The following is a 26,101-nucleotide window of genomic DNA, read 5'->3' on the forward strand; positions in this document are numbered from 1 at the left end:
TCTATGGGAGAAGCGGGCACGGGTTCGCTTGCGGCGTCATGATGGTCACCGCACGTCGCGCTCGCGTAACAGCCACATGGAGGTTGAACCGTGCTGATCGCTCTGCATCCGCCCCTCGCGGTTGCAAATAGCGTTGATAGGCTCCCTCAAACACGATCACCTCGTCGAACTCTTTTCCCTTCGCCTTATGAATCGTCATCACGGTCACTCCGTGATGGGGCCGCGTCGTCGCCGCGAACTGATCCTCGACCACCGCTGCGCTCAACAGGCCGCGCGCGTCCCGATAAGCGCCGTGACCACGCCACGCCTCGGCGAACCGGCTCTCGATCTGCGCTCCGCGGCGCAGCAGCCGCATGTGTCGAGCTTCTTTGGCGACCGCCTGCAGCTCAGCGCGAGGGCTCGCCTCAAATATCGCGCGTATCGAACGCCAATCCGTCATCGGATCTCCACTGAGAGGATACGCGGCGACGCTCTCCAGCAGTGCCCGCACGTCCGGCCCTATGCCGCGAGCGCCAAACCCGGCATCACCTTGCGCTCGCAAAGACCGGGCAATCGTCCGCAGGCGCGCGGCCTTGGTAATCCCTCCGGCCGACGCAGTTTCGTTGCGTCCCAACTCAAAGGCCGCGAGGCTATCAAGCACCAGCGCACCGAGGTGGTCGGGATGATCTCGCGGTTCGAGCAGCAGCGCGATCATCGCGGCGGCGAGCATCGGGCCTTCCGCTGAGACCAGGATCTCCACGGGGTAACGCGGCAATCCATGATCGGCCCGAGCCATATAGTCGAAGACGCCAACGGCCAGTGCATTTGCCGGAACGAGCACCGCAAGAGACCATTCGTTTGCGCGACGCAGCCGGCCGACGGCACGAAGAATTTCCTGTTTCAACGGTCTGAGGCTTTGCCCACCGTAGCGGGAGATTGAAACACCCGTGTAGGCGACCGCGTTGAAGACGCCGTCGATCATGTCGTCAGCGAAGTCCGTGATTTGCGTGCCAGGACTGCGACGATTTTCGCCCAAAAAATCGAACTGCGTTGGCCTGAAGGCTTCGATAAATTCATCGAAGCGCCGAGGATCGGCACCCTTAAAATCATAGATGCGCTGTTTCGGATCGCCCAAGGCGATCAGCCGACTGTGCTGACCGAGCTGGGCGACCATCTGCCACTCAGCCGCGTTCGTATCCTGGAATTCGTCGACGATAATCAGCGGGTACGCCCGCGCGTAGGCTTGCGCCAAGAGCGGCACCTGCGCGAACAACTCGGTCAAAAGCGTGGGGAATAGATCGAAGGCGATCAACCCCTCCTGATCGAACAGCTCTCGTTGCCTTGCCAAGCGAGCTGCCCCGTCCAGACCCGCGAGACGCCCTCGCGCTTGAGCCGGAAGAAGGAGCGAGACGCCGGGCCGCGCGCAGAGAAGGTAGGCGTGGCTCTTGAGGATCGTCCACGCAAAGCCGTGATAGGTGTTGATCTCGATGCGGGCCAACTGTTCGCGCGGGATGGTCGCGGTCGCTTGTTCCGCGACCCGGGCGACGGTGGCGCGAGCAAAGCTCAGGAACAAAGCTTTCCCGGTGTTGCCGAGCCGGCCCGCTGCCAAATCCGCGCACGCCTTCGCGAGAGCAATCGTCGTCTTGCCCGATCCAGCACCCCCGCGAACGAGAATGCTGCCCTCAGTTTCCAATAGCCTTCGCCGCTGATCGCAAAGCATCAACACCATCGCGGCTATCCGAAAACGCCGGGCGGCTGTGGCGCCGGCGGCTGCGGAACTGGTGGCATTGGCGGCACGACCATGTTCTTCAACGCCGTCAAAATTCCCAGCATCGTCTGCGGAAAATGCCCGACCTGGCAGAGATCGAAAAAGACGGTGAGATAGTCGTCGCCTTTCTTGTGCGTGAACAGAGATAGGAACGGCGCGCGATAAGCCGCCTCCGGTGACCCGTTCGGTGGAATGAGATGGGCAAGTGCGGGCGGCCACTCGCCGGCGCCGGCAAACCACTGGACGAACCATGCCTGCATCGCAGGCGAAACCTCGGCCTGAAGCATATGCTCGAAACCCGCATAGGGCTGCTCGAAAGGCGCATGGCACGCGGCCACGATGGCTGCGCGAGCCTCCGGCTGCTGCTGATCGAAGATCGTCGCCACCGTCTTGCCGAGGCCGCGAAAGAAAGTTGCAAACGGTGCCACCGCCGTTTGGCCACCCGCGTCGAAGGGCACCCACCCAAGTGCATCGAGCCGCTTGTATTGCGCCGGGGCAAGTTCAGCCGCTCGACGCGCCACAGCACTGTAGGCGACCAGTTCCGTCTTACCCTCCACGACGATGACGCGGCGCGCCAGCAACGCCTCGCAAAAGCGAGTCCGGAAGCCGTCTCTGAAAATCTTGAGCTTGAGATTATCGGGCAAAACCACGCTCGTCGCGGTTAGCAGCCCGGCGTTATCGCGCGTCAGGACCGTCATCTGCTCGGGCGTGAATTGCTCGATGACGTAGGGCGAATGCGATGTAAACAGCGCCTGGGCTGCAAGCTCGCGCACCTTGTCCACCACACGCTTCTGAACATGCGGCGGCAGAGAAAGCTCGGGCTCCTCCATGGCGAAGATGACCCGTCCATTCCGGCGCTGGGCAATCAGCCCGAGCATCGCGAGCACGAGCGCATTGATGGTTCCCGATCCCTGGTGCTGAAACGGAGCCGCATAGCCCGGCACACCGGTCGCCAAAAATGACTTCAGAACGCGCCGCAAATCTTCCCGTGTCAGCTCTGAGACCCGCAGGTGCGGCGCGTCGGCCCATTCGCCCGGAACGATCTCCCGCATCGCGTCGCGTATCGCGGTCAGTATCCGGCCGAACTCAGCATCTTCCTCGCCCACCACATCGAGACCGCGCAGGCGACCGAGCAATCCCTCCCACATGCGGGTTCGGACTTCATATGTCTTCAGGATCACATCGAGGAGGGAGCCGCGTTCCATCGACAGTGCCCGGTTTCCAGTCCGAAGTGCCCGAAGATGGAGAAATCCGAACTCCCGTTTGTCCCCTGAGCGACATTCGCTGATAGGCGTGCCGTCCTCCTGACGTGGAACGGCAAACCACGTCTTCGCGGTGAACTCGTCGTTCTCGGAATCATAGGCGCCTTCAAACCGCACGCGAACGGCCGGCTCCGTGCCGGCCTGCGCCGCACCGCCGGCCGTACCCGCGCCCAAAAGCGATCGGTCGGCCGTGCGCCAAAATTCGAGATTGTTCCGGAACTTCGTGCAGTGCTGTTCGTCCAGGCCCGCGATCACCACCTCGACCACGATGATCTTAGGAGGCTGGTTCTCTACGGCGCGATAATCGCCGCCATAAAAGTCATGCTCGTCGATGGCTTGCGTTCGCGCCAGCCGATCCGCTCCGATCGCCAGTTCGATCGCCTCGAATACTGTCGACTTCCCGGTGTTGTTGTCGCCTAGGAGGACGGTTGTACCCTCGAAATATATGTCAGCGAGCTTTATGCCGCGAAAATTTTCTACGTGAACGCGGACAATTCTCACCCCAACCCCCCACTATGTTTTAGTATCTATTTCTTGGACTCATGTAGTAGCACTCTTCGACCTAGGCGGTGTGGACGGATTGCCGCACGAAGATCGGATAGGGTTCCTCTGACGCGCTTTGTCTGATTCATGGAGAGCCGACTGATTTGGAGGTCGGCGATGTCCACGAAGATGTATGAGGCGGATTGGTCGGTTGCGCTGGAGGTGTTTCGCGCCTCGCTGCCGCGCCGTGGTGACAAGGGTCGGGATGACCGTCTGTTTCTCGAAGCGATGCACTATTTCACGGTTCACAACATCACCTGGCGAACGCTGCCGGAACGGTTCGGCAAGTGGAACAGCGTGTGGAAACGCTTCGACCGGCTGAGCAAGGCCGGCGTGTTCGAGACCTTCTTCGATCACCTCGCCGCGCTGTCGTCGTCGGCGCATCTGGTGCAGATGTTCGACAGCACCATCGTGCGCGCCCATGTCTCGGCAGCCGGCGCCAAAGGGGGCAAAAGGGTCAGGCGCTCGGTCGCTCGCGCGGCGGCTTCTCAACCAAGATCCACCTGAAGACGGACTTCGACGGCCATCCCATCGCCTTCGACCTGACCGGAGGGGAGAAGGGCGATGCGCCGCACTTCCCGATCCTGCTGGCGCTCGGCCCCGATGTCGATCCGCGTGCGGCGGTCGCTGACAAGGGCTACGCCAGCAAGGCCAACCGACAGGCGGCGCGTTCACGCGGCATCATCCCGGTCATTCCGCACAAGGCCAACGAGAAGGACAGGCCCGGCTTCTTTGCAAAGGCCATTTACAAGGGCCGCGCCCGTATCGAGCAGGCCGTCGGCAAGCTCAAACGCTTCAAGCGGGTAGCCCTACGCTGCGAGAAGACGAAGCGTAACTTCGCATCCATCGTCGCTCTCGCAGCAGGATTCACCTTGGTCAAATCCGTCCACACCACCTAAGTGTCCGCAGATTGAACAGGTTTCGATGCTTGCCGAGCAAACGAATCTTGTAATCAGCCGTCGCTGCAGGGCGGCACCGTTTCGACGCTAGGCGCGCTCGCCGCGCACGGGCGCAACAACTCGCTCTCAGGCTTCGTCAGATAGACCCAGTGCGCCCAGTCGCCCGGCCGCAGAACCACTCCTTGAGCATTATAGGCTTATTTTTGAGGCAACGCCGGGGCCTACCCGTCCCTTGAGGGGAAAGCCTTCCCCTACGTCCGAGCCCGCCGTCTCGGCCGACCCCTTCTGCGGGGCGGCTGCCCCGCAACGCCCTGCTGAGAGTGAGAGCGTGGATCGGTTTTCTGTGACGGGTTGAAGGTTGGAGAAGAGGTCTCCGACGCCCGTCATGGAGATTGGTTCCATGAATATGCAGGTCCTCGATGCACGCCGTGACACCAGCGGCGGTTACAAGGTCGATGTCGGTCGTGGCGAGCGGATCGGCCGTGTCTCGTCGGAGTGGTTCTCGCGTCCGGCCGACGAGCGCTACCTCTCCTTGTCGGAGTTGGCCCACACGGTCCGTGACCGCACCGAACGTAGCCGGACGCGGGTGGTGGAGAGCGCGCTCATCCATGTCGAGGCGAACCGCAACGATTCAGAGCGGCTGGCCCTGATCCTGCCGGGCACGGATGCGGCAATCGCGCCAACACACTGGTCCTTCGGTCAGCTCGCCAGCCTGGTCGGCGCCCCCGCCGCCTATCTTCGGCAGCTCCCAGCCGCGCTTGCCGCCATCAACCTGCAGTACGGCCTGACCTCCAATCGGGCCGAGCAGATCAAGACGTTCGAAACCGACAACGGCCGCGTCGAACTGCGCGCCGTCACCGGCCCGGATTATGGCCGGATCTTCGACCACGAACTGGTCGAGGCCGTGCAGCGCATCGCCGGCAACGGCACAGGCGACACACGCTGGAAGGTCCCGGGCGTGCTCGACTGGTCGACCGGCATCTACAATCCGCGCGTCGACATCACCAAGGATACGACCACGCTCTATGCCTCCGACCGTGACGTTTTCCTGTTCCTGGTCGACGATCTGAATCCGATCGAAGCTGGCCGCCTGCCTGACGGCTCGCCCGACTTATATTTCCGCGGCTTCTACTGCTGGAATTCCGAGGTCGGTGCCAAGACGCTCGGCATGGCGAGCTTCTATCTCCGCGCGGTTTGCCAGAATCGCAATTTGTGGGGCGTGGAAGATTTCGAGGAAATCACCATCCGCCACTCCAAATATGCAGCCAATCGCTTCGCGCACGAGGCGGCCCCGGCGCTGCTGAACTTCGCGAACTCCTCGCCTCTGCCGTTCGTCAACGGCATCAAGGCCGCCCGCGAACGGATCGTCGCCAGAACGGACGAGGACCGCACCGACTTCCTGCGTCGGCGCGGCTTCTCCAAGGCCGAGACCGGCAAGATCATCGACAGGGTGCTGGCCGAGGAAGGCCGTCCGCCTGAGTCCGTCTTCGACTTCGTGCAGGGCATCACCGCCGTCGCGCGCGACAAGCCCCATCAGGACGCCCGCCTCGACATGGAGGGCAAGGCCAAGAAGCTGCTCGATCGAGCTGCCTGATTTCCGCGAAGCCGGGGATGCGGTTTCCCATGTCTCCGGCTTTGCGCTTCCGTGCCTTTCTGGTTCGCCGGTCCGTGGCGCTGCCCCCTTTAGAGGAAGAGGGCGGCGCTTCGCTCAGTGACGGGTTGGAGGTTGAGAGAGAGTCTCTCGGCCGCCCGTCGCGGAGTAAATCCCGATGGCTACTGCCGTTCAGAAGATCATCCTGTCGTCCTCGCGCGACATCCCCTTCAACAAGCTGGTGCTCAGCCAGTCCAACGTCCGGCGCGTGAAGGCCGGTGTCTCGATCGAGGACCTCGCGGCCTCGATCGCTCGTCGCGGCCTGATCCAGAGCCTCAGCGTCTTCCCCGTCGTTGACGCCGAAGGCAACGAGACCGGCATGTTCGAGGTGCCCGCCGGCGGCCGCCGCTTCCGCGCGCTCGAACTGCTGGTGAAGCAGAAGCGTCTCGCCAAGGTCGCGCCCGTCCCCTGCGTGGTCCGCGATCGCGACGGCGCCATCCTCCCCGAGGAGGTGTCGCTCGCCGAGAACATCGAGCGCGCTGCGCTCCATCCGCTCGATCAGTTTCGCGCCTTCCACGACATGCTGACCAAGGGCATGACCGAGGAGGAGATCGCCGCGGCATTCTTCGTGCCCGTCAACGTGGTCAAGCAGCGGCTGCGCCTCGCAACCGTGTCGCCCACCCTGCACGACGTCTATGCCGACGACGGCATGACGCTGGAGCAGCTCATGGCTTTCACCGTCTCCGACGACCACGAGCGTCAGACCCAGGTCTGGGACGCGATCAAGGACGCCTGGTCGAAGGAGCCCTATCAGATCCGGCGCATGCTGACCGAAACCACGGTGCGCGCCTCAGACAAGCGCGCCGTCTTCCTTGGCACCGAAGCCTATGAGGCGGCCGGAGGGATCGTCATGCGCGATCTGTTCCAGGCCGACGATGGCGGCTGGCTGCAGGACGTCGGGCTTCTCGATCGACTCGTCGCCGAGAAGCTGAAGGCCGAGGCCGAGGCGATCGCCGCCGAGGGCTGGAAGTGGATCGAGGTCGCGGTCAGTTTCCCCTACGACGCCGTGCGCGGTCTGCGGGAAATCCCCGGCACGCCAATCGATCTGACGGCCGAGGAACAGGCGACCATCGACGCGCTCACCGCCGAGCAGGCCAGGCTCGAAGCGGAATATCAAGACGCCGACGAACTGCCCGACCAGGTCGACGAGCGTATGGGCGAGATCGAGACGGCTCTGGCCGCCTTCGACGATCGCCCCGAGCACTTCGAGCCGGCAGACATCGCCATCGCTGGCGTCTTCGTCAGCATCGACGCCAACGGATCGCTTTCGGTCGATCGCGGCTTCGTCCGGCCCGAGGATGTCCCTCAGGTCCGGACCGATGGCGAGGAGGGATCGGAGACGGACACCGAATCCGTCGACGCCGATCGCCCATCAGTGCAACGCGCCGTCATCACCATCGGCGGCCAACCTGCCGAGTCCGATGACGACGATGAGGACGACGGGATCAAGCCGCTGCCCGAACGCCTCGTGATCGAACTGACCGCCTACCGAACCCTCGCGCTGCGCAACGCCGTGGCGGAAAACCCTCACATCGCCATGACGGCGCTTCTTCACAAGCTGATCTCGGACAACTTCATGACCCGCATGTATACGGGCGCCATGGAAGCCGGGGTGAAGCACGTCTTCTTCCCGGTTCAGGACGAGACGCTGAAGGACAGCCCCTCCGCGCGGGCCGTGCAGGAGCGTCACGAAGCCTGGGCCGCCGACATCCCGAAGGACGATGACGCCCTCTGGAACTGGCTCGCCGCGCTTGACGATGCCAGCCGCATGGCTCTGGTAGCGCATTGCGTCAGCTATGGCGTGAACGCGCTCTACGAGCGGCCGAACCCGCACAGCGCGGGCGGCGTGTCGCAGCACACGCTCGACATGAGGCTTGCGCAGGCCGACCGGCTGACGCGGGCGACCGGGCTCGACATCGTCGAAGCCGGCTGGCGCCCGACCTTCGGCAACTACCTCAACCGTGTCACCAAGCCGCGCATCCTCGAAGCCGTCCGCGAAGGCGCCGGCGAGCGAGCCGCCGAGCTGATCGGTCATCTGAAAAAGGGCGACATGGCAAAGGAGGCCGAGCGTCTCCTGGCCGATAGCAGTTGGCTGCCCGAGCCGCTTCGGCTTGCCGGCATTGACGGCGATCCCGCATCGGACGCGGACGGTGGCGGCGAAACCGAGGGGGCCGAGCTGCCTGACTTCCTCAGCGCCGACGACGAGTCGGAAACGCCTGCCGATGGCGAGGACGACGAACGTCGCCTCGTCGCCGCCGAATAAGCGGCTCGCGGGGCGGCTTCGGCCGCTCCGCACCTCTCCCCCAAATCGAAGGAGCGTTCACATGGTGCAATCCAGCCCCGCGCCGATCCGGCGCGTCGTCTTCCAGTATTTCGTGCCGGTCCACGTCGAGGTCGAAGATGGCCTCGTTTCGCGAGTGACCGTCATCGATGAGACGCCCGTCCGCGACCCTATCGTGGTCGAGGGCGATCCCGAATACCTCACCCAGGCCGTGGCGGCCGCTGACGACGGCCAATCTGGCCGTCCTGGCAGTTCGGCTACTAGCCCCCCCCTCCCAGCCACGACCCGATTGCCCCGAGCCCGGCCCAGCGCCGGGCTCTTTTCGTTTCAGGAGCCCGACATGCCCGATTATCTCACCCGTTTCTCCTGCCTGCTCGACGTCGGCTCGGTCGCCAATGTCGCGCGGGCTTTCGACATCTACACCGCGCTGATGGCCGAGAACGGTCGCGAGGAGCCGCCCACCGAGCCGTTCCTGCTCTCGCTGACGCCCGAGCACGGCGCGACGCGACTTTGGCTTCGTGACCCCGGCACCGCCGATCCGCAGTTGCTGATCACCTTCGTCATGCGCTGCGCCGAAACCTTCGCGCTCACCGGCACCTGGGGGTTTCAGTGGGCCGGCATTGCCTCGGACCCTGTCGTCGACGGCTTCTCCGGCGGCGCCCATCTGCTCGATCTCGGCACAGGCCGCACGATCGAATGGATGAGCACCCGCCGCTGGCTCGCTGAGGGAGGTGCGCGATGATTCCCGATCACACGCGCGCCAACTTCCAGACCCTGCTGCGCGCCGCGGAAAGCGGCGACCTGGCGCTGATGGAATGCACCGACGCCGCAACCGGCGAGCCGCGTTATGTCATCTGTGCGGTCGGCCGTGACGGTGGCGACTATATGTTCACGCCGTTTGGCCACCTGGCAGACGGTAATCCCTATGACGCTTACCTTCCGCCCAATACTGGCGGCGAAATGGCCGCCTGATCCTACCAGACGGCCACTTCCCACTGACCGTTGACGCGAGCAAAGCCGACCGGCCGGTTCTGGGGCGTGGCGTTCGCCCTGGTCGTGTCCATCGTGAGCTGCGTCATGCACGTCACGCCAGGCCCGACACCACCCGGCGAACAATCACCGAGCTTGAGCGTCGCATTGGCCAGCGACGTCCCCGTGAAGAGGCGATGCCGGCGGACGGCTGCGATGGCCTCTTCTTCTGTCGGCTGCGCCACGCCCGCGACCGCGGCGGCTGATGCGCCGCCGGGCGCGATCACCGGGCGGAGCGCGAATCCCGCCCCAAAGCCCACCACGAGGCATCCTGCGGCCACCATGCCGATCACACTTCCCTTCATCACCTTCTCCCTCCGGCGCCTCGCTAGGTCGGGCGGACATGCGTCTCCGATCGCCGAGGCCGCGCTTCGCCATGTGCTGGATGAAGGAGTGTAGCGCCGCGCATCCCACCTCGGAAGTCCGCGCGATCAGGCGGTCATGCCGCGCGCCAGAGTGAGAGGACGGCCGGGACGGGTTCGAGCCGGTCCGGTCGAGAGAGAGCGCCGCCGGCCCATGCCCGACATTATAAACACCACCGACGATTCCCCAGCGCGCGCCGTGGCCCTCGTACCGGAGGCTCGCCGGATGGACTTTCTGCCGCTGCTCTTCGGCCGCCAGCATGTCCTTGTGGCAGAGATGACCGTCTATCATCTGATGGAGCGCCTGAGCCCGCTCGATTATCGTGGCGGTCTCTGGGACTTCTATGAGCGCGACGGGAGGCCGTTATACCTCGCGCCAACCTCGAAGCCCCGCTTTCAGATCGTCTGCGACACCAATGGCTATGAGGGCGAGGTATCGGCCGACGCCGCCGGCATCATCGCGACGCTTTTCGCCTTCTCCCATCTCTCCTTCAAGTATCCGGTCGACGCGATGTCGGAAGGATATGGCCGCCTCTACGACTACGCCGCTGACCATCCGGAATCCGCCGAAATCTTCCAGGCGATCGACTGAATTGGGCTCGTCTTCCCCTCAGCGCCCGGCCTCAAGGTCGGGCGTTTTTTTATGTCGGCGGACGAGAGGAAGAGGACGGCCGCGACGGGTCGAGTCCCGGCGGTTGAGAGAGAGCGCCGTCCGGGCTTGTCCCTTCCACTGTCCCGAGGTTCTTCCCATGAACATTCTGTCTCCCGTGGCCCTCCCGGCCGCACCCGTCCCCCGTGCGTCCCCGATCCTCGCCGTGGCGCACCAGCTTCTCGATCATCTCGAACGCGGCCAGCGCGTCGACGCCGCGATCCTCCGTGCTGCGATGGAAGCAGCCTTCGGCGCATCCGACACCAGCGGCGTCTGGGACTGGAAGGCGGCCTATGAGGCATGCGAAGTCGCGACAGTTCTCTTCCTGCGCAAATACGGAAAGGCGCTTTTCCGCAAAGCCGCATCTCCGGCTGCACGACTTTCCGCGGTCACGAAGATCGCCGGGCTCCTGCCGACACATACGCGGCGCTCGGAAGAATCGCAGGCGCTCCAGCAGTTCTCGACGCCGGCGCCGCTCGGTCTCGCCGCCGTGGCGGCCGCCTCCATTGCTGCTGGCGACATCGTGCTGGAGCCGTCGGCTGGCACCGGCCTGCTCGCCATCCTGGCCGAGATATCAGGCGGAACGCTCCTCCTCAACGAGCTGGCCGAAACCCGCGCCGATCTGCTCGCTGCGCTGTTTCCGGCCGTTGCCGTCACGCGCTTCGACGCCGCCCAGATCAACGATCATCTCGCGCCGGGCGCCACCCCCTCCGTCGTGCTTATGAACCCGCCATTCTCCGTCATGGCAAACGTCTCCGGCCGCGTGGCCGACGCCGCTTATCGCCATGTCGCTTCGGCACTGGCCCGGCTCGCCGATGGCGGGCGGCTGGTGGCGATCACCGGCGCCAACTTCAGCCCCGACCATCCGGCTTGGGCAGCGGCCTTCGTCCGGCTCCAGGAGCGTGGCCGCGTCGTCTTCACTGCGGCCGTGGACGGCTCGGTCTATGCCAAGCATGGCACGACCATCGACACCCGGCTGACGGTTATCGACAAGCTTCCGGCCGACGATCGCGAGGCGTTTCCCTCTTCGCCTGGTATCTCGGCCGACATCGCCACGCTGCTCGGCTGGATCGAGACGCAGGTTCCGCAGCGCCTGACCGCGGCCCTCCCGCCGGTTGCAACCTCGGCATTCGCCGCGACGCCCCGGACTGTTCGCGGATACCTCGCCCGCACCACCGCTGCACGTCCCGCCACGCCGGCGTCCATCGAGCCCGAAGGCGTCCAACTCGCCTATGAGACCGTGGACTGGACGCCCGCCGAAGACGGCCGGATCACCGACGCGATCTATGAAGAATACGGATTGCAGGCGATCCGCATTCCCGGCGCGCAGGCCCATCCGACCAAGCTTGTGCAATCCGTGGCGATGGCGTCGGTCGCGCCGCCCAAGCCGAGCTACCGGCCCCGGCTGCCCGCCAACATCGTCTCGGATGGCCTTCTCTCCGACGCCCAGCTCGAAACCGTCATCTACGCCGGCGAGGCACATGCCGACTTCCTCGCCGGTTCGTGGACGCTCGACGAAACCTTCGACGTCGTCTCGGCCGCGCCCGACGATGCGCCGAACGCCGTGCGCTTCCGCCGCGGCTTCATGCTCGGCGACGGCACCGGCGCCGGCAAAGGTCGCCAATCGGCCGGCATCATCCTCGACAACTGGATGCAGGGCCGTCGCAAGGCGGTGTGGATCTCGAAATCCGACAAGCTGCTGGAGGACGCCCAGCGCGACTGGTCGGCCCTCGGCATGGAGCGCCTGCTGGTCACGCCGCTGTCGCGCTTCCCGCAGGGGAAGGACATTACCCTCTCCGAAGCCGTCCTATTCACCACCTATGCCACGCTACGGTCCGACGACCGCGGCGAGAAGCTTTCCCGCGTCAAGCAGATCGTCGAATGGTTGGGCTCCGACTTCGACGGAGTGATCATTTTCGACGAGAGCCATGCCATGCAGAACGCCGCTGGCGGCAAGGGAGAACGCGGCGACATCGCCGCCTCGCAGCAGGGCCGCGCGGGCCTACGGCTCCAGCACGCCCTGCCGAATGCGCGCGTCGTCTATGTCTCGGCGACCGGCGCGACCACCGTCCACAATCTCGCCTACGCTCAGCGCCTCGGTCTCTGGGGCGGCGAGGACTTCCCGTTCTCGACCCGCGCCGAATTCGTCGAGGCGATCGAGGATGGCGGCGTCGCGGCGATGGAGGTGCTGGCCCGCGACCTGCGCTCGCTCGGTCTCTACACCGCACGGTCGCTCTCCTATGACGGCGTCGAATACGAGCTGGTCGAGCACCAGCTCACTGCCGAGCAGACCGGCATCTACGACGCCTATGCCGGGGCCTTCGCTGTCATCCATAACAATCTCGACGCGGCGATGCAGGCCGCCAACATCACCGGCGACGGCGGTACGTTGAACCGCCAGGCCAAGTCCGCGGCCCGCTCGGCCTTCGAATCCGCCAAGCAGCGCTTCTTCGGCCATCTGCTGACCTCGATGAAGACGCCGACCCTGATCCGCTCGATCGAGCAGGACCTGGTCGACGGCCATGCGGCCGTAATCCAGATCGTGTCGACCGGCGAAGCCCTGATGGAGCGCCGCCTGGCGGAGATTCCCACCGAGGAATGGAACGACGTCCGGGTGGACATCACCCCGCGCGAATACGTTCTGGATTATCTCGCCCATTCCTTCCCGGTGCATCTCTACGAGCCGTTCACCGACAGCGAGGGCAACCTGTCGTCGCGACCGGTGTTTCGCGACGGCCAGCCGGTCGAGAGCCGCGACGCCGTTGCCCGTCGAGACCGTTTGATCGAGAGGCTCGCTTCGCTGCCGCCGGTCCCCGGCGCGCTCGACCAGATCGTCCAGCGCTTCGGCACCGATGTCGTAGCAGAGGTGACGGGACGTTCGCGCCGCATCGTCCGCAAGTCGGGTGCCGACTCCATGACCAGCCCCGGCAGCATCGACCGCCTCGCGGTGGAGAACCGCGCCGCCTCGGCCAATCTGGCCGAGACGCAGGCGTTCATGGATGATCAGAAACGCATTCTGATCTTCTCCGACGCCGGCGGCACCGGGCGCAGCTACCACGCCGATCTGTCGGCGCGGAACCAGCGACTGCGCGTCCACTATCTGCTGGAGCCGGGCTGGAAGGCCGACGCCGCCATTCAGGGCCTGGGCCGCACCAACCGGACCAACCAGGCGCAACCACCGCTGTTCCGGCCGATTTCGACGGACGTGAAGGCGGAAAAGCGGTTCCTGTCGACCATCGCCCGCCGCCTCGACACCTTGGGCGCCATCACGCGCGGCCAGCGCCAGACCGGCGGCCAAGGCCTGTTCCGGCCCGAGGACAATCTGGAAAGCCACTACGCCCGCGACGCGCTGCGGCAGCTCTACCTGCTGCTGGTGCGCGGCAAGGTCGAGGGGTGCTCGCTCCAGATGTTCGAGGATGCCACCGGCCTGTCGCTGATGGATTCCACCGGCTTCAAGGATGAGTTGCCGCCGATCACAACCTTCCTCAACCGCCTGCTGGCGCTGACCATCGAACTTCAGGGCATCCTGTTCACCGCGTTCGAGCGGCTGCTGAACGCCAAGATCGAAGGCGCCATCGCTTCCGGCAGCTACGACGTCGGGCTGGAGACGCTCCAGGCCGAGAGCTTCATCGTCACCGATCGCCGGACGATCCACGTTCATCCCGGCACCGGGGCCGAGGCCCGACTGCTGACCATCACCCAGCGCCAGCGCAACCGTCCCGTGACGCTAGCCGAGGCGCTCGACCATCTCGATGACCCGGGCGCGAGGCTGCTGATCAACGAGCGCTCGGGCCGCGCCGCCGTGCAGATACCGACCACCAGCATCATGCTGGACGATGGCGAGATCGAACGGCGGGTCCGGCTGATCCGGCCGATGGAGGCGCACAACGTCCCCATCAGGATGATGGACGAGACCCATTGGGTGCAGGCGGAGCAGATCGCCTTCACTGCGGCATGGGATGCCGAGGCCGCCGAGGTGCCGGAATATGCCGATAGCACCATCCATGTCGTCAGCGGGCTGTTGCTGCCAATCTGGAAGCGGCTGCCGAACGAGTCGACGCGGGTCTATCGACTCCAGACCGACGACGGCGAGCGCATCGTCGGCCGCCGCGTTTCCCCCGCATGGGTCGCCAGCGCACTCGCCACCGGAACGTCGACCCTGACGCCGGACGACGCCTTCATGGCGCTGATGGACGGCAAGACCATCCTCGACCTGACCGAGGGTCTTCAGCTTCGCCGCGTCCGGGTCATGGGCGCCAACCGCATCGAGCTGTCGGGCTTCACCGACGCCATGCGCGATCGCCTGCGGGCCTATGGCCTGTTCCATGAGATCATCTCGTGGAAGCTGCGGATGTTCGTGCCGGCCGACACGACCGGCGCCGCGATCCTGACCAAGGTGCTGGAGCGCTACCCGATCGAGCGCATCGGCGAGCGGGAGGCGGCGTGATGGCTCGGCAGGACGCCTCCGAACTGGCAATCCGTCTCGGTCGGCAGGCAGAGGCGGTGTGCCGTCATTATCTCTCCGCCGGTCATCGCGAGGGCCGCTACTGGCTGGTCGGCGATGTCCGCAACACGCCCGGCCGCTCGATGTTCGTGCGACTGAAGGGTGGCGAAACCGGCAAGGGCGCCGCCGGCAAATGGACCGACGCCGCCACCGGCGAGCATGGCGATCTCCTCGACGTCATCCGCGAGAGCTGCGGCCTGGTGGACTTCAAGGACGTTGCCGATGAGGCGCGCGCCTTTCTGTCGATGCCATGTCCCGAACCGGATCGTCCGCATGACGGCGAGCGCAAGACACCGGCACCATCCGGATCACCGGAAGCGGCACGGCGGCTCTTTGCCATGGCGCAGCCGATCTCAGGCACGCTCGTAAAGACGTATCTCCGCACACGCGGCATTACGGATTTGCACGGAACCGGAAGCCTACGCTTCCATCCTCGCTGCTACTACCGGCCTGACGAGCATTCCCCGACCGAGACCTGGCCGGCGATGGTCGCATCGGTCACCGATCTCGCCGGGCATCAGACCGGCGCGCATCGCACCTGGCTCGCACCGAACGGCTCGGGCAAAGCCCCGATCGACACGCCGAGACGGGCGATGGGCGACCTCATCGGGCACGCCGTTCGCTTCGGTGTGGCGGGCGACGTGATGGCGGCGGGCGAAGGCATCGAGACGATGCTGTCGCTCAGGATGGCGCTGCCCACCATGCCGATGGCGGCGGCGCTCTCGGCGGCACATCTCTCGGCCATCCTGTTCCCCGACGCGCTGCGACGGCTCTACATCGCCCGCGACAATGATCCGGCCGGCGACAGTGCGATGACGACGTTGATCGAACGGGCGAACGCGGCCGGGATCGAGGCGGTCGTGGTGTCTCCGAGCCTGGGCGACTTCAACGAGGATCTCCGTCTCGCTGGTCTGGACAGCCTCCGGGCAGCGGCACGGGTGCAGATCGCGCCCCAGGACGTCGCACGCTTCATGGCGCTGGCGGCATAAGCCGCAAGGAGAATGCAGACGGCGGGAGCGCCGTCGTCGGCATCGCTCGGATGCTCCCCAGATCGGAGAGAACCGCGCCCCGGCCTTCGAGAGGGCGATCGGCCAGCAAACGGCCCGGACCCGCAATGCCTGCGGCGGACTATTTTCCGGCGCGGCCAGAGGCCGCTTTCCATCGCGAGGCAAAATAGCCCGCCTTCGTCATCCTCCGCTATGCTCCGGCCCTCCGCTTCGCTGCGGGTGCAGGTCCGGCCCGCCCGCCGGCTTTCGTCGCCATGAAGGCCGCGAGGGTCGCGGTCGAACCGACGGAGCATCCCGATGAGCGAGCACGACGACTACGAACCGCATCACGCCTCTTCCCCCACCGACCATGTCCTCAGCGAACTCCAGCTCTACGGCTACCGTCCCTTCACGGATGAACCCGATCCCCGACCACTTCCGGAGGGCGACCATGTCGCCGGCGCCATCGCCGATATCTTCGACGCCCTGATCGTCACCCTGGAGGACACCCGCCTCGAGCCCGACCTCGACGATCTCCTCTGGTCGACCGTCAACGTCTTCCACCGGGCCACCGACCGGATCGAGCGCGAGCTGGACGGCAACGAGCAGGCGCAGCGCCGCGGTCAGCGGGAACAGGACGGCAGCGAAGTGAAGGCTGTCGAGCTGGAACGCCTGACGGCCGAGGGCCAGACCATGATCGAACGCCGCAACGCCTTCGAGCTGATGCGCGACCAGGCCGCAGAACACTACGAGCGCCACACCGGATCGAACTGGCGACCGCGCAGCGGATCGATGGTCAACCACCGCAACCTGACCTCGGCGATGATCGATAGCCGGGACTTCCTCGCCGCCAAGAAGCGGGCCGACAATCAGGTGCTGCTGCCCGCCGGTCCGAAGATCGGCTTCACCGGCGGGCTCGACTTCAACGATCATCGCCTGATCTGGGCCAAGCTCGATCAGGTCCACGCCAAGCACCCCGACATGGTGCTGCTGCATGGCAAGTCGCCGAAGGGCGCCGAGAAGATCGCGGCCAAATGGGCCGACGCTCGCAAGGTGCCGCAGGTCGGCTTCGCCCCCGACTGGACGAAACATGCCAAGGCCGCACCGTTCAAGCGCAACGATCAGATGCTGGACGTCCTGCCGATCGGGGTCATCGTCTTCCCCGGCACCGGCATTCAGGACAATCTCGCCGACAAGGCGAGGAAGCTCGGCATCCCGCTGTTCGACTTCCGCCCGAAGGGAGGTGGCGCGTAAGCGCCGCCTCTCACAGCATCTCGGGTCGAAACAGCGATCTGCGGCTGATGACCTTGCCGGACACCACAAACACGCCATCGCCGGTGTAATGCAGCGTCTCGGGATGCTTTGGCGACGTGGCGACATGCGCCTTCACCACCTCGAAGATGAAGAAATTGTACTTGTCGACCAGCGCGTCGTCGTGAAGGCGGCATTCGAAGCTGGCATGGCATTCGCCGATCAACGGCGCTTCGACCTTGCTCGCCTCTTGCTGCGTGAGATTGAACTTGGCGAACTTGTCGATCTCGGCCCCCGACGTGTTGCCGATCCCCACCACGGTATCGGTCAGCGCCGTCGTCGGCAGGTTGACCACGCATTCCCGGCTTTCGCGGATCATGCGGTGGCTGTGATTGCCGCCGGAAATCATGAGGCCGACGAGTGACGGCGAAAACTCCAGGATGGTGTGCCAGCCGAGCGTCATAATGTTGGTCGCGCCCTGCCACTTTGATGACACCAGCACGATCGGACCGGGCTCCAGATAGCGCCGCACCTGGCTCACCGGGAAATCGCTCTTCTCGGGAAACTTCGTCACGGGCGTCCTCTTCGGCTGTTGCGCTTAGCATGACCATACCCGACCATGTCGGCAGCATCACGATCGGCAGCACGGCGACGATGCTTTGGCGCGAAGCATTGAACGGGCGATCCCATCGTGGCCCCGTCATGGCGGAAACCATCTCCCGCTTCCATTGCGCTGATCCTTGGTCCAGCCGCTGGCCTGACGCCATCAACCCATAAAGGGTCGGACTACGCAAAGCGTGCCGCCGCTCCGGCTTCGCCTGCGCGGTGATTGCGGCCATCGGCCGGACACATCGGGCGCCTGTCGCGCGGGAGATGGCCTCCCGCCTCCAAGACAGGAGCCGGTCACATGTCCCTCAATCAAGCTCACGCCTTCGCCTTCAGCCTCGCCACCACCCTCATGGTCTCGATCGTCATCTTCCAGGCCGGCGACGGCACCATGGGCGTCATGCCCGCAGCCGAATATGATGGCGAACTCGCCGCCATCGTTCACGAGGTCGATCCCTTCGCCCCGTAATAGCGGGCAAGGCGTCGCGGCCGCAAGCGGAAGTCCCATGGGATTTCCGCTCCCGTTCCGCCTTCTCTTCGGCTATACTGGCAACGCGCTGTGGTGGTGGTGGAGGCGCGACCGTCAGACCTTTATCTCACGGAGGACACCACCATGATCTTCATCGGCATCCTCTCCAGCATCGCCGCGATCGGCGCCCTCTGCTGGCTATTGTTCACGCTGGCTGTCTTCGCGCTGCCATTCTTCACGGGCGTCAGCGCCGGGACTTGGGCCTTTCAGACCGGCGCCGGTTGGCTCGGGGCTATCCTCGTCGGCCTCTCCACCGCCGCCCTGACGCTCGGCGTCGGGCAGTTCCTGCTCGCCTTCATCCGTCCGCTCTGGATACGGCTCGCGATCGCATTCGCTTTCGTCGCGCCTGCGGCGCTCGCCGGGTACCACGCGAGCCATGGCATCGTGAAGCACACCATGCCCTCCGACACCTGGCAGATCATCTTCTCCGTCATCGGGGCAATCGCCGTTGGCGTCACGGCGCTGATCCGGGTGACAGCAATGGCCGCGCCCGGGCCAACCGTCCAGAACGTCGCGCGCGCCTGACATCGTTGCCGGCGTCGCCAGGACGGTGGGTTGATGTCTTACGTGTCGCCCTCCTCGTCGACGGGGCCGTTTGCAATCGCGTTGATCGGATCGACGGCGAACCCAACTGACGCGCCATGCCCTCGTTGATAGTGCTTGGGTGCAATGCCGTGACAGCGCGCCCGACGGTGCGAGTGCCGAGAGGGGCGATCTCGTGGGCGACGGGCAGGACTAGGCGGAACGTAGGGTCTGGCAGAGCTGATTTGAACCGCGGTGTCAGGCATCGTCACGGTCCATCGGTTCGGGATGGTCGCCACGTTCTCCTGTGATGCGTCTCTGTCAGGTCGACCGCTCCAAAACGGCCTCTTCAATGGGCTGATCTGGCCGAAGGTCGGCTGCGCCTCGATCGCCTATGCCGCAACAGCGGCGTCGAAACTTTCTTCCCCTGCCGGCTGCGCCGTCATTCCTCGCGAGCCAAGAAATCCCCTCCTTTGCTGTCAGGCCCCTGCGGGGTGCGCCGTCAATCGCCTCCGGCCTGTCGATCGCCATCGAGGCCGCAATGGTGCGGGCTCGGAACAGAGTTCAAGGAGAACTACCATGGCGACCATCGGCACCTTCAAGAAGACCGGCAACAACGAGTACACCGGCGAAATCGTCACCCTCAGCCTGCAGACCAAGAACGTCCGCATCGTCTCCGAGGCCCGCGCTACCGGAGAGAACGCCCCCAGCCACCGCGTCTTCGTCGGCCGCGCCGAGATCGGCGCCGCCTGGTCCAAGACCTCCAACGAGGGGCGCGCCTATCTGGGCCTGAAGCTCGACGATCCCAGCTTCAATGCCCCGATCTACGCCAACCTCTTCGACGACGAGGAAGGCGAAGGCTTCAGCCTCATCTGGTCCCGCCCTAGCGGCCGCCGCAACGGCGAGTAAGGCCAGCGCGACGCCCCGCCCGGACAATCCGGGCGGGGCCAAACGCCTGACGGTGGAGCGAATCACCTCTGGTTCTGGACACCGGAATCGCGCCCGCTAAAGCCAGAACCGCTGGTCTTTTCCAGCAAGAACGACTATTATAGCCGTAGTTCTGGCGTACGCGTAGGTCCGAGTGGGAGGTGATCATGCATGATCACCGCCCGACAATCACGGGCCGCACGCGCGTTGCTCGGCTGGACACAGGAGACGCTCGCTGACAAGGCCCGGGTATCACTGACCGCGTTGAAGCGCCTTGAATCCGACAGCGGGCTCGAGGTGTATGAATCAACACGCGATCAGGTCCGTCGAGCCTTTGAAGGTGGTGGCATCGTCCTGCTCAACTCCGGCCAAAGCGTGGGAGTGATGCTGGTTGGTGACAAGGACAACCCTTGACGACTTTTTCGGGCGAACCCGCCCGACCATCCTGATTTTGCGTCAAACCGCGGCGGTGTGGCGCGGGATATCATTACGGTTAACAAACCGCTCCAAATTGGATACGAATGACTCGTGGGGCTCATCGTGACCAACGCAGAATATCTGGACGAACCGCCGCTCGGCGCGGCGCTCACCGCCTATGACCAGGCGCATCTGAAGCTGTACCTGAGGCTGCTCGACGCCGAGGTGGACGGCGCGACCTGGGAGGAAGTCGTGGAGCTTCTCTTCGGCCTCGATCCCGCAGCGGACCCCAACCGCGCAGCGAAAATTCATGCCGCTCACCTCGCTCGCGCGAAATGGATGACCGAAAACGGCTTTTGCGAGCTTCTCGGCCCCCGCCTCCATTGAGGTGATGCAGAACCTGCATCACGTTGATCCGACTTCGTTCTTCCCACGCCACGCTCAACTTGGGATCGTGACCGCTGCTTGACTCGCGTTGCGTCATAATTTCGCGGAGGCGGTGGAGGATGTCCGAAGATGAAAGTTGGCGGTCTGAGACCGCCTATGACTATATCGACAATCTAACTCCGGGTGACCTTGCCTGGGAATTCCTGCGCCGAAACCCCGACTACCGGAAAGCCTATCAAGAGCTTGTGTCCAGCGGCCGACTCTCACTCGAAACGGCCGAAGAATTTGCGAACCTATGGGGGTTGCGATTTCGGCGCCGACCCTCTCATCGCGGCTCATGCCCAGCAGATTTTTTGGACCCCTCAAGTCGATCCGTCGGCAATAATGTTCGCCGCAGGTCCGCGCCCTGAAGGGTTTTCCATCACTGCCGACGAGTTACGCCTCCGTACCATATTCCAGCACGACCCTGCTCATCTCAGGCTCGATATCCGCGGCGAGCAGTATGACGTCACGCTCGCAGACCCGCAGGACGAGAACCCGCTCGCGGCGATGGTCATGTTCGATGCCCTCACACCGGATCGACAGACCGCGCTTACCCGGTTCTGGAGCGCGATCAAAGGCAAGCGCGTCCCGAACGACCCTCGAATGACGCCGCAGCGCCGCGAGCGCGCGCGCCAAATGCTGCGTGCGGTCGATGGACGTCGTGCCGGCGCGACATATCGATCGATCGGGGAGGTTCTGTTCCCTGGTCATAGAATCGACGCCGCCTCCTGGGCCGGGGACGCGCTGCGCGAAATCACGATCCGGCTGGCGCGCGACGGCGTGAAACTCGTTGAAGGCGGCTACCGCTCCCTCCTGCACCGACCCCGCCGATCATAGCCCGCCATCGACCGCCTGCGGCGTGTCGAAACTAGATTCCTATCTCCGACATCGTCCGACCCACCGCCTTCACGCCACCGTGCTCTCGAACCGCCGCCTGACGGCAGCGGCCCCCGATGAGACCACGGAGGCTCGACAATGGCCGATACGACCGCCGGCATCCCGCCACGCTACCTGCGCACGCAGGAGGCCGCTCGCTTCCTCGGACTGTCCGAGCGCACACTGGAGAAGCACCGCACCTACGGCACCGGCCCGTCTTACAGGAAGCTCGGCGGCCGAGTCGTCTACGCCATAGAGGATCTCCAGACGTGGGCCGATCGCGGCCTCGTCAGTTCGACCTCTGATCCGCGCGGCACGGTGCTCCCCGCCAAGCGGCAGGAGCCGTCGGATCGCCGCTTCGCCGGCCGCCAGCCGCGCTGAGACGACACGCCATGTCGTCCCGTCACACACAGCACGACGAGCGTGCGCAGCTCGATCTGTTCCGGGCGCTGCCCGGCGATCTCGCGCCGCGCGACGCGCAGGACCTCATGGCCTATCCGTTCTTCTCGCTTGCCAAGTCGAAGCGCCTGACGCCGATCGACTTCAAGGCGGGTTCGGTGAAAATCCGTGTCGAAGCCGTGCCCGAGCACGGCATGGCGACGATCTGGGACGCGGACGTTCTGATCTGGGCGGCCTCGCAAATCGTCGAGGCCCGTGACGTCGGCCTGCGCCCGTCACGCCTGATGGCGACCACGCCTTACGAGATTCTGAACTTCATTGGACGCGGTGTCTCGCTGCGCGATTACGACCGGCTTAAGGCCGCGCTCGACCGCCTCCAGTCCACCACCATAGCGACCTCAATCCGCCAGCCGACCGAGCGGCGGATGCACCGCTTCTCCTGGATCAACGAATGGAAGGAGCGAGCCGATCACCGCGGCCGCCCGCTCGGGCTCGAACTGATCGTGCCGGACTGGTTCTACGCCGCTGTCCTCGATGACGCGCTAGTCCTGACGATCGACCGCAACTATTTCAGGCTGACCGGCGGTCTGGAGCGCTGGCTCTACCGCCTCGTGCGCAAGCACGGCGGCAAGCAGGAACACGGCTGGAGCTTCGACTTCCCGCATCTCCACGCGAAGTCCGGCAGTCTCTCGCCGCTCAAGCATTTCGCCTACGACCTGCGCGACATCGTGCGCCGCCAGCCGCTGCCGGGCTATCGCCTGACCATCGAGCAGTGCCTCGGCGGCCCCGAAATCCTGTCCTTCGTACCCACCAATCCCGACGCGCTCGGCATCCCGCGCCGCCGTCGCCGCTCGACAACTCGACCTGGGGATAAGCTGTGAATCATCTCGTGCTATCAGGGACCGGCGCTATCGTGCCATCGGGGACCGGACTCTCGTGCTATCGGGGACCAGAATCGTCGATTCATCGCGCTGAATCAGCAGCTTGCGAGCCCCGTAACTTATCTAACCTAGATTCCTACGGAATCTTTCTAACGGACCCCGCTTTTTCGACCGCTGTGGACGAGTCCCCGATCGCCGGGAGACCGTCATGATCGTCGCGTTCCTCAACCAGAAGGGCGGCGTCGGAAAGACGACGCTCGCCCTCCATCTCGCCGGTGAATGGGCTCGGCATGGGCAGCGCGTCACGCTGATCGACGCCGACCCACAGGGATCGGCGCTCGACTGGTCACAGCAGCGCGGCCGGGAGGGATTGGAGCGGCTGTTCGGTGTTGTCGGCCTGGCTCGCGACACGCTCCACCGCGAAGCGCCGGAGCTGGCGCGCGACGTCGATCATGTCGTCATCGACGGACCGCCGCGTGTTGCCGGTCTTATGCGTTCGGCGCTGCTGGCTGCCGATCTTGTACTGATCCCGGTGCAGCCGTCACCGCTCGACGGCTGGGCGTCGGCCGAGATGCTGACGCTGCTCAGCGAAGCGCGGATCTATCGACCGGACCTCAAGGCGCGGTTCGTACTCAACCGCTGTGCAGCCCGCACGATCCTCGCCCGCGAAACCGCTGAGACGCTCGCGGAACACGATCCCCCGCCGCTCCTCACTACCATCGGTCAGCGCATCGCCTTCGCCGATGTCGTGCAGACGGGACGGCTCGCGGCCGAGCAGGACGATACATCGCCCGCCGCGCGGGAGATTGCCGCGCTCGCCGCCGAAGTCACGAGGATCGGGGCATGAGCGAGCGGTCCTCGAAACGCAGTTTCGCGTCCCGGCCGGCCGATCCGGAAAGCTGGATCAAGGCGCCAGACCGTCCATCGCCGCGCGCGGACCCCGCCGCCGAATTTACCGCCAGGCTGACGATCGACGTCACCGCCGACATGCGCGGCCGGATCAAGATTGCCGCCTTCCAGCGCGGACAGACGGTCGCCGAGATGCTGCGCGCGCTGTTCGAGCGCGAGTTCCCCACCAGCGAAGGAGAGCCGCGATGATCGGTGTCGCCGACCCGTCGCTGCGCAGCGGCTTGCCGCCAGCGCCAGCGGCCGATGCACTGACCCATGTCGAGTTGACGTGGGTCGAGAAGAAGATCGAATTCTGGATCAGGTTCGGCCGCGAGATCGCCGAACAGATCCTCGACCGCCGCCGACGCGTCGTGTCGTTCGCACCGGACAGTGTTTTCGCCTTCGTTCGCTGGACCTCCAACGACTACGGCACCGCACTTTCTCGGCTCGACATCGTGCGCGCCGTCGGTGCGGGCGAGCGCTGCCAGACTCTGCCATCCGTGCGCCCCGGCGGCGACATCCTGTTGCGCGCCGATGGCTGGCCGAAGGTCGAGCGCGTGCTCCAGCTCATCGATGCGATCGAGGCGCGGGGCATCGAAGCGATCGACGTTTCGCCCGATCACTGGCGACACGTTCACAACCGTCTGACGGCCGGTGAAACACCGCGCGCCTACGACGCGCAGCAGCATCGCGCCTTCCTCTTGCGCCGGAGGATCATGCCATGAGCCGCTTTGGATACGTCATGACGACGTACTTCGCGGTGATGCTGATGGGCGTCCTGTCGATCGTCTCCTTCGCGCCAAAGCTGATCTGGAATGCCTCCGCGAGCACGCCGATCGGCCTCTATGCGATCAGCGCCAGCGACGGATTGGAAGCGACCGACCTCGTCGCCGTAGCGGCGCCGGAGCCGATCGCCACGTTCCTTGCCGATGGCGGATATCTGCCACGCGGCGTGCCGCTGCTGAAGCGGGTGGCAGGCCTTCCCGGTCAACGTGTGTGCCGATCCGGCCGCACGATCACCGTCGACGGCCACGCCATCGGCGACGCGCTCGACCGTGATCGTCGGGGCCGCGAACTGCCGATCTGGCAGGGGTGTCGCGTCATCGCCGACGACGAGCTGTTCCTGATGAACTGGCAGGTCCGCGACAGCCTCGACGGCCGTTACTTCGGCACGCTCCCCGCCAGCTCGGTCATCGGCCGGGCCACCCCCCTCTACACCGACGAGGACGGCGATGACCGCTTCGTCTGGCGCGCGCCGACGCGGTGACGGCACGCCCATGTCCCCGTCCACCGCACAGCCAAGGAGAAACCCATGTCCCTCATCGGTCAATTCACGAGCGAAAATGACGGCTTCATCGGCCACCTAATGACGCTGACATTGCACCAGGACATCATCATCGTTCCGGCCGAACCGTCCGATGCCGAGAACGCGCCAGACTTCCGCGTCCATGTTCTCGACAGCATGAACAACGAAACCGGCGCGGAGATCGGTGCGGGCTGGAAGCGCACTGGCGAGAAGGCCGGCGACTACGTCTCGCTGCAGATCGACGATCCGACCTTCGGTCATCCGATCCGCGCTAACCTCTTCCAGTCCGCCGACGACAAGTCCGCCTGGGGCTTGCACTGGAATCGTCCGCCCAAGCGCGCAGAGCGGGACTGAACGATGTCGGTCCCGCTCCCCAAAGCTGTCGCCGGGCGGTCAAACACCGCCCGGCGCACAGTCCTCCTTCTCCTTTCCGGCCTTCTGCTTTCCGCACCGCTTTGCGCCAATGCGAATGCGCAGACGGTGTCCGCCGAGCGCCCCTCTCGCGTCGCTCCCTACGCCACATTCATCACCGAGGCCGCGCAACGCTTCGGCATTCCCGAGCACTGGATACGCGCCGTCATGCGCGTCGAAAGCGCTGGGGACGTGCGGGCGATCTCGTCGGCCGGCGCGATGGGACTGATGCAGGTCATGCCCGCCACATGGGCTGATCTTCGCGCCCGTCACCGGCTCGGCGCGAATCCTTACGATCCACGCGACAACATTCTGGCAGGCGCCGCCTACCTGCGCGAGATGCACGACCGCTACGGTTCGCCGGGCTTTCTCGCGGCCTATAATGCTGGTCCCGGCCGCTATGAAGAGTATCTTGCTGGCCGTCCGTTGCCCGCTGAAACCCGCGCCTATGTCGCCGCGCTCGCGCCCATTATCGGCGGCGCAGACGCGCTTGCTCCCGTCACGGTCGCGGCCGCCGATCCCAACGCCTGGACGCGCTCGCCGCTGTTCATCGTGCAATCCGAGCGCGCCGCCACCGCTGTTTCGACGACCGGCGATAGCGCGTCGAATGAGACCCCGGCTGCAACTCCGGTGCGCGATGCCACAGCCATCGCTCCGCAATCCGCAGGCCTGTTTGTCGCCCGAAACGGCGATGGGGGGCCGCGATGACGGTGCTCGCAGTATTTCGTGGAATAGCGTGCTCTGGC

The 26,101-nt window shown here is 65.1% G+C and carries 28 protein-coding genes and 1 pseudogene; 25 read left to right on the forward strand and 4 right to left on the reverse strand.

The window, feature by feature from the left end:
* Nucleotide 1: 1 nt before the first annotated feature.
* Together BMZ69_RS22335 and BMZ69_RS22340 are read right to left on the reverse strand one after the other, a co-directional pair.
* Entirely contained in the window at nt 2-1,708 is a 1,707-nt protein-coding gene (locus BMZ69_RS22335; protein WP_092160941.1) for a UvrD-helicase domain-containing protein, read from the reverse strand.
* Nucleotides 1,709-1,713: 5 nt separating this feature from the next.
* Nucleotides 1,714-3,510 (reverse strand): ATP-dependent nuclease, encoded by a 1,797-nt coding sequence (locus tag BMZ69_RS22340; protein WP_092160943.1) that lies wholly within the window; start codon nt 3,508-3,510, stop codon nt 1,714-1,716.
* Between the two features lie 159 nt (nt 3,511-3,669).
* Between BMZ69_RS22340 and BMZ69_RS32170 the strand changes: the two genes are divergently transcribed.
* The 6 genes and pseudogenes from BMZ69_RS32170 to BMZ69_RS22375 all read left to right on the forward strand — a co-directional run bounded on the left by BMZ69_RS32170 (nt 3,670) and on the right by BMZ69_RS22375 (nt 9,355).
* Nucleotides 3,670-4,059 (forward strand): transposase, encoded by a 390-nt coding sequence (locus BMZ69_RS32170; protein ID WP_244543481.1) that lies wholly within the window; start codon nt 3,670-3,672, stop codon nt 4,057-4,059.
* A gap of 792 nt (nt 4,060-4,851) precedes the next feature.
* Nucleotides 4,852-6,045 carry a DUF932 domain-containing protein gene (locus BMZ69_RS22355; RefSeq protein ID WP_092161140.1) on the forward strand — a complete coding sequence of 398 codons (1,194 nt, stop codon included), beginning with the start codon at nt 4,852-4,854 and terminating at the stop codon, nt 6,043-6,045.
* Nucleotides 6,046-6,220: 175 nt separating this feature from the next.
* Nucleotides 6,221-8,365 carry a ParB/RepB/Spo0J family partition protein gene (locus BMZ69_RS22360; protein WP_092160947.1) on the forward strand — a complete coding sequence of 715 codons (2,145 nt, stop codon included), beginning with the start codon at nt 6,221-6,223 and terminating at the stop codon, nt 8,363-8,365.
* Between the two features lie 61 nt (nt 8,366-8,426).
* A pseudogene (locus BMZ69_RS32465) lies at nt 8,427-8,647 on the forward strand (hypothetical protein).
* A gap of 76 nt (nt 8,648-8,723) precedes the next feature.
* A complete protein-coding gene (locus BMZ69_RS22370) occupies nt 8,724-9,125 on the forward strand; it encodes a hypothetical protein (RefSeq protein ID WP_092160949.1) in 402 nt (133 codons plus the stop codon).
* On the forward strand, nt 9,122-9,355 hold the full coding sequence (locus tag BMZ69_RS22375) for a DUF6117 family protein (protein WP_092160951.1): 234 nt from the start codon (nt 9,122-9,124) through the stop codon (nt 9,353-9,355). Before BMZ69_RS22370 ends, BMZ69_RS22375 begins: the two co-directional genes overlap by 4 nt.
* 2 nt (nt 9,356-9,357) lie before the next feature.
* On the opposite strand, the gene BMZ69_RS22380 is transcribed toward BMZ69_RS22375, so the two are convergent.
* A complete protein-coding gene (locus BMZ69_RS22380; RefSeq protein ID WP_244543482.1) occupies nt 9,358-9,717 on the reverse strand; it encodes a hypothetical protein in 360 nt (119 codons plus the stop codon).
* A gap of 211 nt (nt 9,718-9,928) precedes the next feature.
* Between BMZ69_RS22380 and BMZ69_RS22385 the strand changes: the two genes are divergently transcribed.
* From BMZ69_RS22385 to BMZ69_RS22400, 4 genes are all read left to right on the forward strand, one after another.
* Nucleotides 9,929-10,366 carry an antirestriction protein gene (locus BMZ69_RS22385; RefSeq protein WP_092160953.1) on the forward strand — a complete coding sequence of 146 codons (438 nt, stop codon included), beginning with the start codon at nt 9,929-9,931 and terminating at the stop codon, nt 10,364-10,366.
* 157 nt (nt 10,367-10,523) lie between these two features.
* Nucleotides 10,524-14,870, forward strand: coding sequence for a strawberry notch family protein (locus BMZ69_RS22390; protein ID WP_092160955.1), 4,347 nt, complete (start codon nt 10,524-10,526; stop codon nt 14,868-14,870).
* A complete protein-coding gene (locus BMZ69_RS22395) occupies nt 14,870-15,916 on the forward strand; it encodes a DUF7146 domain-containing protein (protein ID WP_092160957.1) in 1,047 nt (348 codons plus the stop codon). The genes BMZ69_RS22390 and BMZ69_RS22395 overlap by 1 nt, the downstream gene beginning before the upstream one ends.
* Before the next feature lie 315 nt (nt 15,917-16,231).
* The gene (locus tag BMZ69_RS22400; protein WP_092160958.1) at nt 16,232-17,167 is read left to right on the forward strand and encodes a DUF2493 domain-containing protein; all 936 of its coding nucleotides are present in this window, start codon (nt 16,232-16,234) and stop codon (nt 17,165-17,167) included.
* 10 nt (nt 17,168-17,177) lie between these two features.
* Here BMZ69_RS22400 and BMZ69_RS22405 read toward each other — a convergent pair whose 3' ends face one another.
* Nucleotides 17,178-17,738, reverse strand: coding sequence for a flavin reductase family protein (locus BMZ69_RS22405; protein WP_092160960.1), 561 nt, complete (start codon nt 17,736-17,738; stop codon nt 17,178-17,180).
* Nucleotides 17,739-18,071: 333 nt separating this feature from the next.
* Between BMZ69_RS22405 and BMZ69_RS31725 the strand changes: the two genes are divergently transcribed.
* The 15 genes from BMZ69_RS31725 (at nt 18,072) to BMZ69_RS22470 (ending at nt 26,063) form a co-directional block, all read left to right on the forward strand.
* A complete protein-coding gene (locus BMZ69_RS31725; RefSeq protein WP_175506928.1) occupies nt 18,072-18,239 on the forward strand; it encodes a hypothetical protein in 168 nt (55 codons plus the stop codon).
* Between the two features lie 144 nt (nt 18,240-18,383).
* Nucleotides 18,384-18,824, forward strand: coding sequence for a hypothetical protein (locus BMZ69_RS22410; RefSeq protein WP_092160962.1), 441 nt, complete (start codon nt 18,384-18,386; stop codon nt 18,822-18,824).
* A gap of 576 nt (nt 18,825-19,400) precedes the next feature.
* On the forward strand, nt 19,401-19,730 hold the full coding sequence (locus tag BMZ69_RS22415; RefSeq protein ID WP_018429585.1) for a DUF736 domain-containing protein: 330 nt from the start codon (nt 19,401-19,403) through the stop codon (nt 19,728-19,730).
* Nucleotides 19,731-19,919: 189 nt separating this feature from the next.
* Nucleotides 19,920-20,162: a helix-turn-helix domain-containing protein gene (locus BMZ69_RS22420; protein WP_026227536.1), complete on the forward strand. Its 243-nt coding sequence runs from the start codon at nt 19,920-19,922 to the stop codon at nt 20,160-20,162.
* Nucleotides 20,163-20,288: 126 nt separating this feature from the next.
* On the forward strand, nt 20,289-20,552 hold the full coding sequence (locus BMZ69_RS22425; protein WP_210188071.1) for a DNA -binding domain-containing protein: 264 nt from the start codon (nt 20,289-20,291) through the stop codon (nt 20,550-20,552).
* Between the two features lie 119 nt (nt 20,553-20,671).
* Complete coding sequence (locus BMZ69_RS32175) at nt 20,672-20,962, forward strand: transcriptional regulator domain-containing protein (protein ID WP_244543483.1); 291 nt, start codon at nt 20,672-20,674, stop codon at nt 20,960-20,962.
* Complete coding sequence (locus BMZ69_RS22430) at nt 20,937-21,431, forward strand: DUF2285 domain-containing protein (RefSeq protein ID WP_092160964.1); 495 nt, start codon at nt 20,937-20,939, stop codon at nt 21,429-21,431. The genes BMZ69_RS32175 and BMZ69_RS22430 overlap by 26 nt, the downstream gene beginning before the upstream one ends.
* Nucleotides 21,432-21,569: 138 nt before the next feature.
* Entirely contained in the window at nt 21,570-21,851 is a 282-nt protein-coding gene (locus BMZ69_RS22435) for a helix-turn-helix transcriptional regulator (protein ID WP_018429589.1), read from the forward strand.
* Nucleotides 21,852-21,862: 11 nt separating this feature from the next.
* Entirely contained in the window at nt 21,863-22,750 is an 888-nt protein-coding gene (locus BMZ69_RS22440; protein WP_092160965.1) for a replication initiator protein A, read from the forward strand.
* A gap of 208 nt (nt 22,751-22,958) precedes the next feature.
* On the forward strand, nt 22,959-23,597 hold the full coding sequence (gene parA, locus BMZ69_RS22445) for a ParA family partition ATPase (RefSeq protein WP_092160966.1): 639 nt from the start codon (nt 22,959-22,961) through the stop codon (nt 23,595-23,597).
* Nucleotides 23,594-23,848 carry a ribbon-helix-helix protein gene (locus BMZ69_RS22450; protein WP_092160967.1) on the forward strand — a complete coding sequence of 85 codons (255 nt, stop codon included), beginning with the start codon at nt 23,594-23,596 and terminating at the stop codon, nt 23,846-23,848. Before parA ends, BMZ69_RS22450 begins: the two co-directional genes overlap by 4 nt.
* Nucleotides 23,845-24,363: a DUF2840 domain-containing protein gene (locus BMZ69_RS22455; RefSeq protein WP_092160969.1), complete on the forward strand. Its 519-nt coding sequence runs from the start codon at nt 23,845-23,847 to the stop codon at nt 24,361-24,363. Before BMZ69_RS22450 ends, BMZ69_RS22455 begins: the two co-directional genes overlap by 4 nt.
* Entirely contained in the window at nt 24,360-24,905 is a 546-nt protein-coding gene (locus tag BMZ69_RS22460) for a S26 family signal peptidase (RefSeq protein WP_092160971.1), read from the forward strand. The genes BMZ69_RS22455 and BMZ69_RS22460 overlap by 4 nt, the downstream gene beginning before the upstream one ends.
* 45 nt (nt 24,906-24,950) lie before the next feature.
* Entirely contained in the window at nt 24,951-25,298 is a 348-nt protein-coding gene (locus BMZ69_RS22465) for a DUF736 domain-containing protein (RefSeq protein WP_066115925.1), read from the forward strand.
* A gap of 3 nt (nt 25,299-25,301) precedes the next feature.
* Nucleotides 25,302-26,063: a lytic transglycosylase domain-containing protein gene (locus tag BMZ69_RS22470; protein ID WP_092160973.1), complete on the forward strand. Its 762-nt coding sequence runs from the start codon at nt 25,302-25,304 to the stop codon at nt 26,061-26,063.
* The last annotated feature ends 38 nt before the right edge of the window (nt 26,064-26,101 follow it).

It is taken from the genome of Allobosea sp. CRIB-10 (assembly GCF_900112185.1).
Classification (GTDB): domain Bacteria; phylum Pseudomonadota; class Alphaproteobacteria; order Rhizobiales; family Beijerinckiaceae; genus Allobosea.

Bases quoted from the DNA above. Each gene is read 5' to 3' on its own strand.
- BMZ69_RS22390 (WP_092160955.1), top strand. From the start codon at position 10,524: ATGAACATTCTGTCTCCCGTGGCCCTCCCGGCCGCACCCGTCCCCCGT.
- BMZ69_RS22410 (WP_092160962.1), top strand. From the start codon at position 18,384: ATGATCTTCATCGGCATCCTCTCCAGCATCGCCGCGATCGGCGCCCTC.
- BMZ69_RS22455 (WP_092160969.1), top strand. From the start codon at position 23,845: ATGATCGGTGTCGCCGACCCGTCGCTGCGCAGCGGCTTGCCGCCAGCG.
- BMZ69_RS22435 (WP_018429589.1), top strand. From the start codon at position 21,570: ATGGCCGATACGACCGCCGGCATCCCGCCACGCTACCTGCGCACGCAG.
- BMZ69_RS22395 (WP_092160957.1), top strand. From the start codon at position 14,870: ATGGCTCGGCAGGACGCCTCCGAACTGGCAATCCGTCTCGGTCGGCAG.
- BMZ69_RS22420 (WP_026227536.1), top strand. From the start codon at position 19,920: ATGATCACCGCCCGACAATCACGGGCCGCACGCGCGTTGCTCGGCTGG.
- BMZ69_RS22465 (WP_066115925.1), top strand. From the start codon at position 24,951: ATGTCCCTCATCGGTCAATTCACGAGCGAAAATGACGGCTTCATCGGC.
- BMZ69_RS22355 (WP_092161140.1), top strand. From the start codon at position 4,852: ATGAATATGCAGGTCCTCGATGCACGCCGTGACACCAGCGGCGGTTAC.
- BMZ69_RS22460 (WP_092160971.1), top strand. From the start codon at position 24,360: ATGAGCCGCTTTGGATACGTCATGACGACGTACTTCGCGGTGATGCTG.
- BMZ69_RS22380 (WP_244543482.1), bottom strand. From the start codon at position 9,717: ATGAAGGGAAGTGTGATCGGCATGGTGGCCGCAGGATGCCTCGTGGTG.
- BMZ69_RS22400 (WP_092160958.1), top strand. From the start codon at position 16,232: ATGAGCGAGCACGACGACTACGAACCGCATCACGCCTCTTCCCCCACC.
- BMZ69_RS22385 (WP_092160953.1), top strand. From the start codon at position 9,929: ATGCCCGACATTATAAACACCACCGACGATTCCCCAGCGCGCGCCGTG.
- BMZ69_RS22470 (WP_092160973.1), top strand. From the start codon at position 25,302: ATGTCGGTCCCGCTCCCCAAAGCTGTCGCCGGGCGGTCAAACACCGCC.
- BMZ69_RS22375 (WP_092160951.1), top strand. From the start codon at position 9,122: ATGATTCCCGATCACACGCGCGCCAACTTCCAGACCCTGCTGCGCGCC.
- BMZ69_RS32170 (WP_244543481.1), top strand. From the start codon at position 3,670: ATGTCCACGAAGATGTATGAGGCGGATTGGTCGGTTGCGCTGGAGGTG.
- BMZ69_RS22450 (WP_092160967.1), top strand. From the start codon at position 23,594: ATGAGCGAGCGGTCCTCGAAACGCAGTTTCGCGTCCCGGCCGGCCGAT.
- BMZ69_RS22370 (WP_092160949.1), top strand. From the start codon at position 8,724: ATGCCCGATTATCTCACCCGTTTCTCCTGCCTGCTCGACGTCGGCTCG.
- BMZ69_RS22415 (WP_018429585.1), top strand. From the start codon at position 19,401: ATGGCGACCATCGGCACCTTCAAGAAGACCGGCAACAACGAGTACACC.
- BMZ69_RS22335 (WP_092160941.1), bottom strand. From the start codon at position 1,708: ATGGTGTTGATGCTTTGCGATCAGCGGCGAAGGCTATTGGAAACTGAG.
- BMZ69_RS32175 (WP_244543483.1), top strand. From the start codon at position 20,672: ATGTCCGAAGATGAAAGTTGGCGGTCTGAGACCGCCTATGACTATATC.
- BMZ69_RS31725 (WP_175506928.1), top strand. From the start codon at position 18,072: ATGTCCCTCAATCAAGCTCACGCCTTCGCCTTCAGCCTCGCCACCACC.
- BMZ69_RS22360 (WP_092160947.1), top strand. From the start codon at position 6,221: ATGGCTACTGCCGTTCAGAAGATCATCCTGTCGTCCTCGCGCGACATC.
- parA (WP_092160966.1), top strand. From the start codon at position 22,959: ATGATCGTCGCGTTCCTCAACCAGAAGGGCGGCGTCGGAAAGACGACG.
- BMZ69_RS22430 (WP_092160964.1), top strand. From the start codon at position 20,937: ATGTTCGCCGCAGGTCCGCGCCCTGAAGGGTTTTCCATCACTGCCGAC.
- BMZ69_RS22440 (WP_092160965.1), top strand. From the start codon at position 21,863: ATGTCGTCCCGTCACACACAGCACGACGAGCGTGCGCAGCTCGATCTG.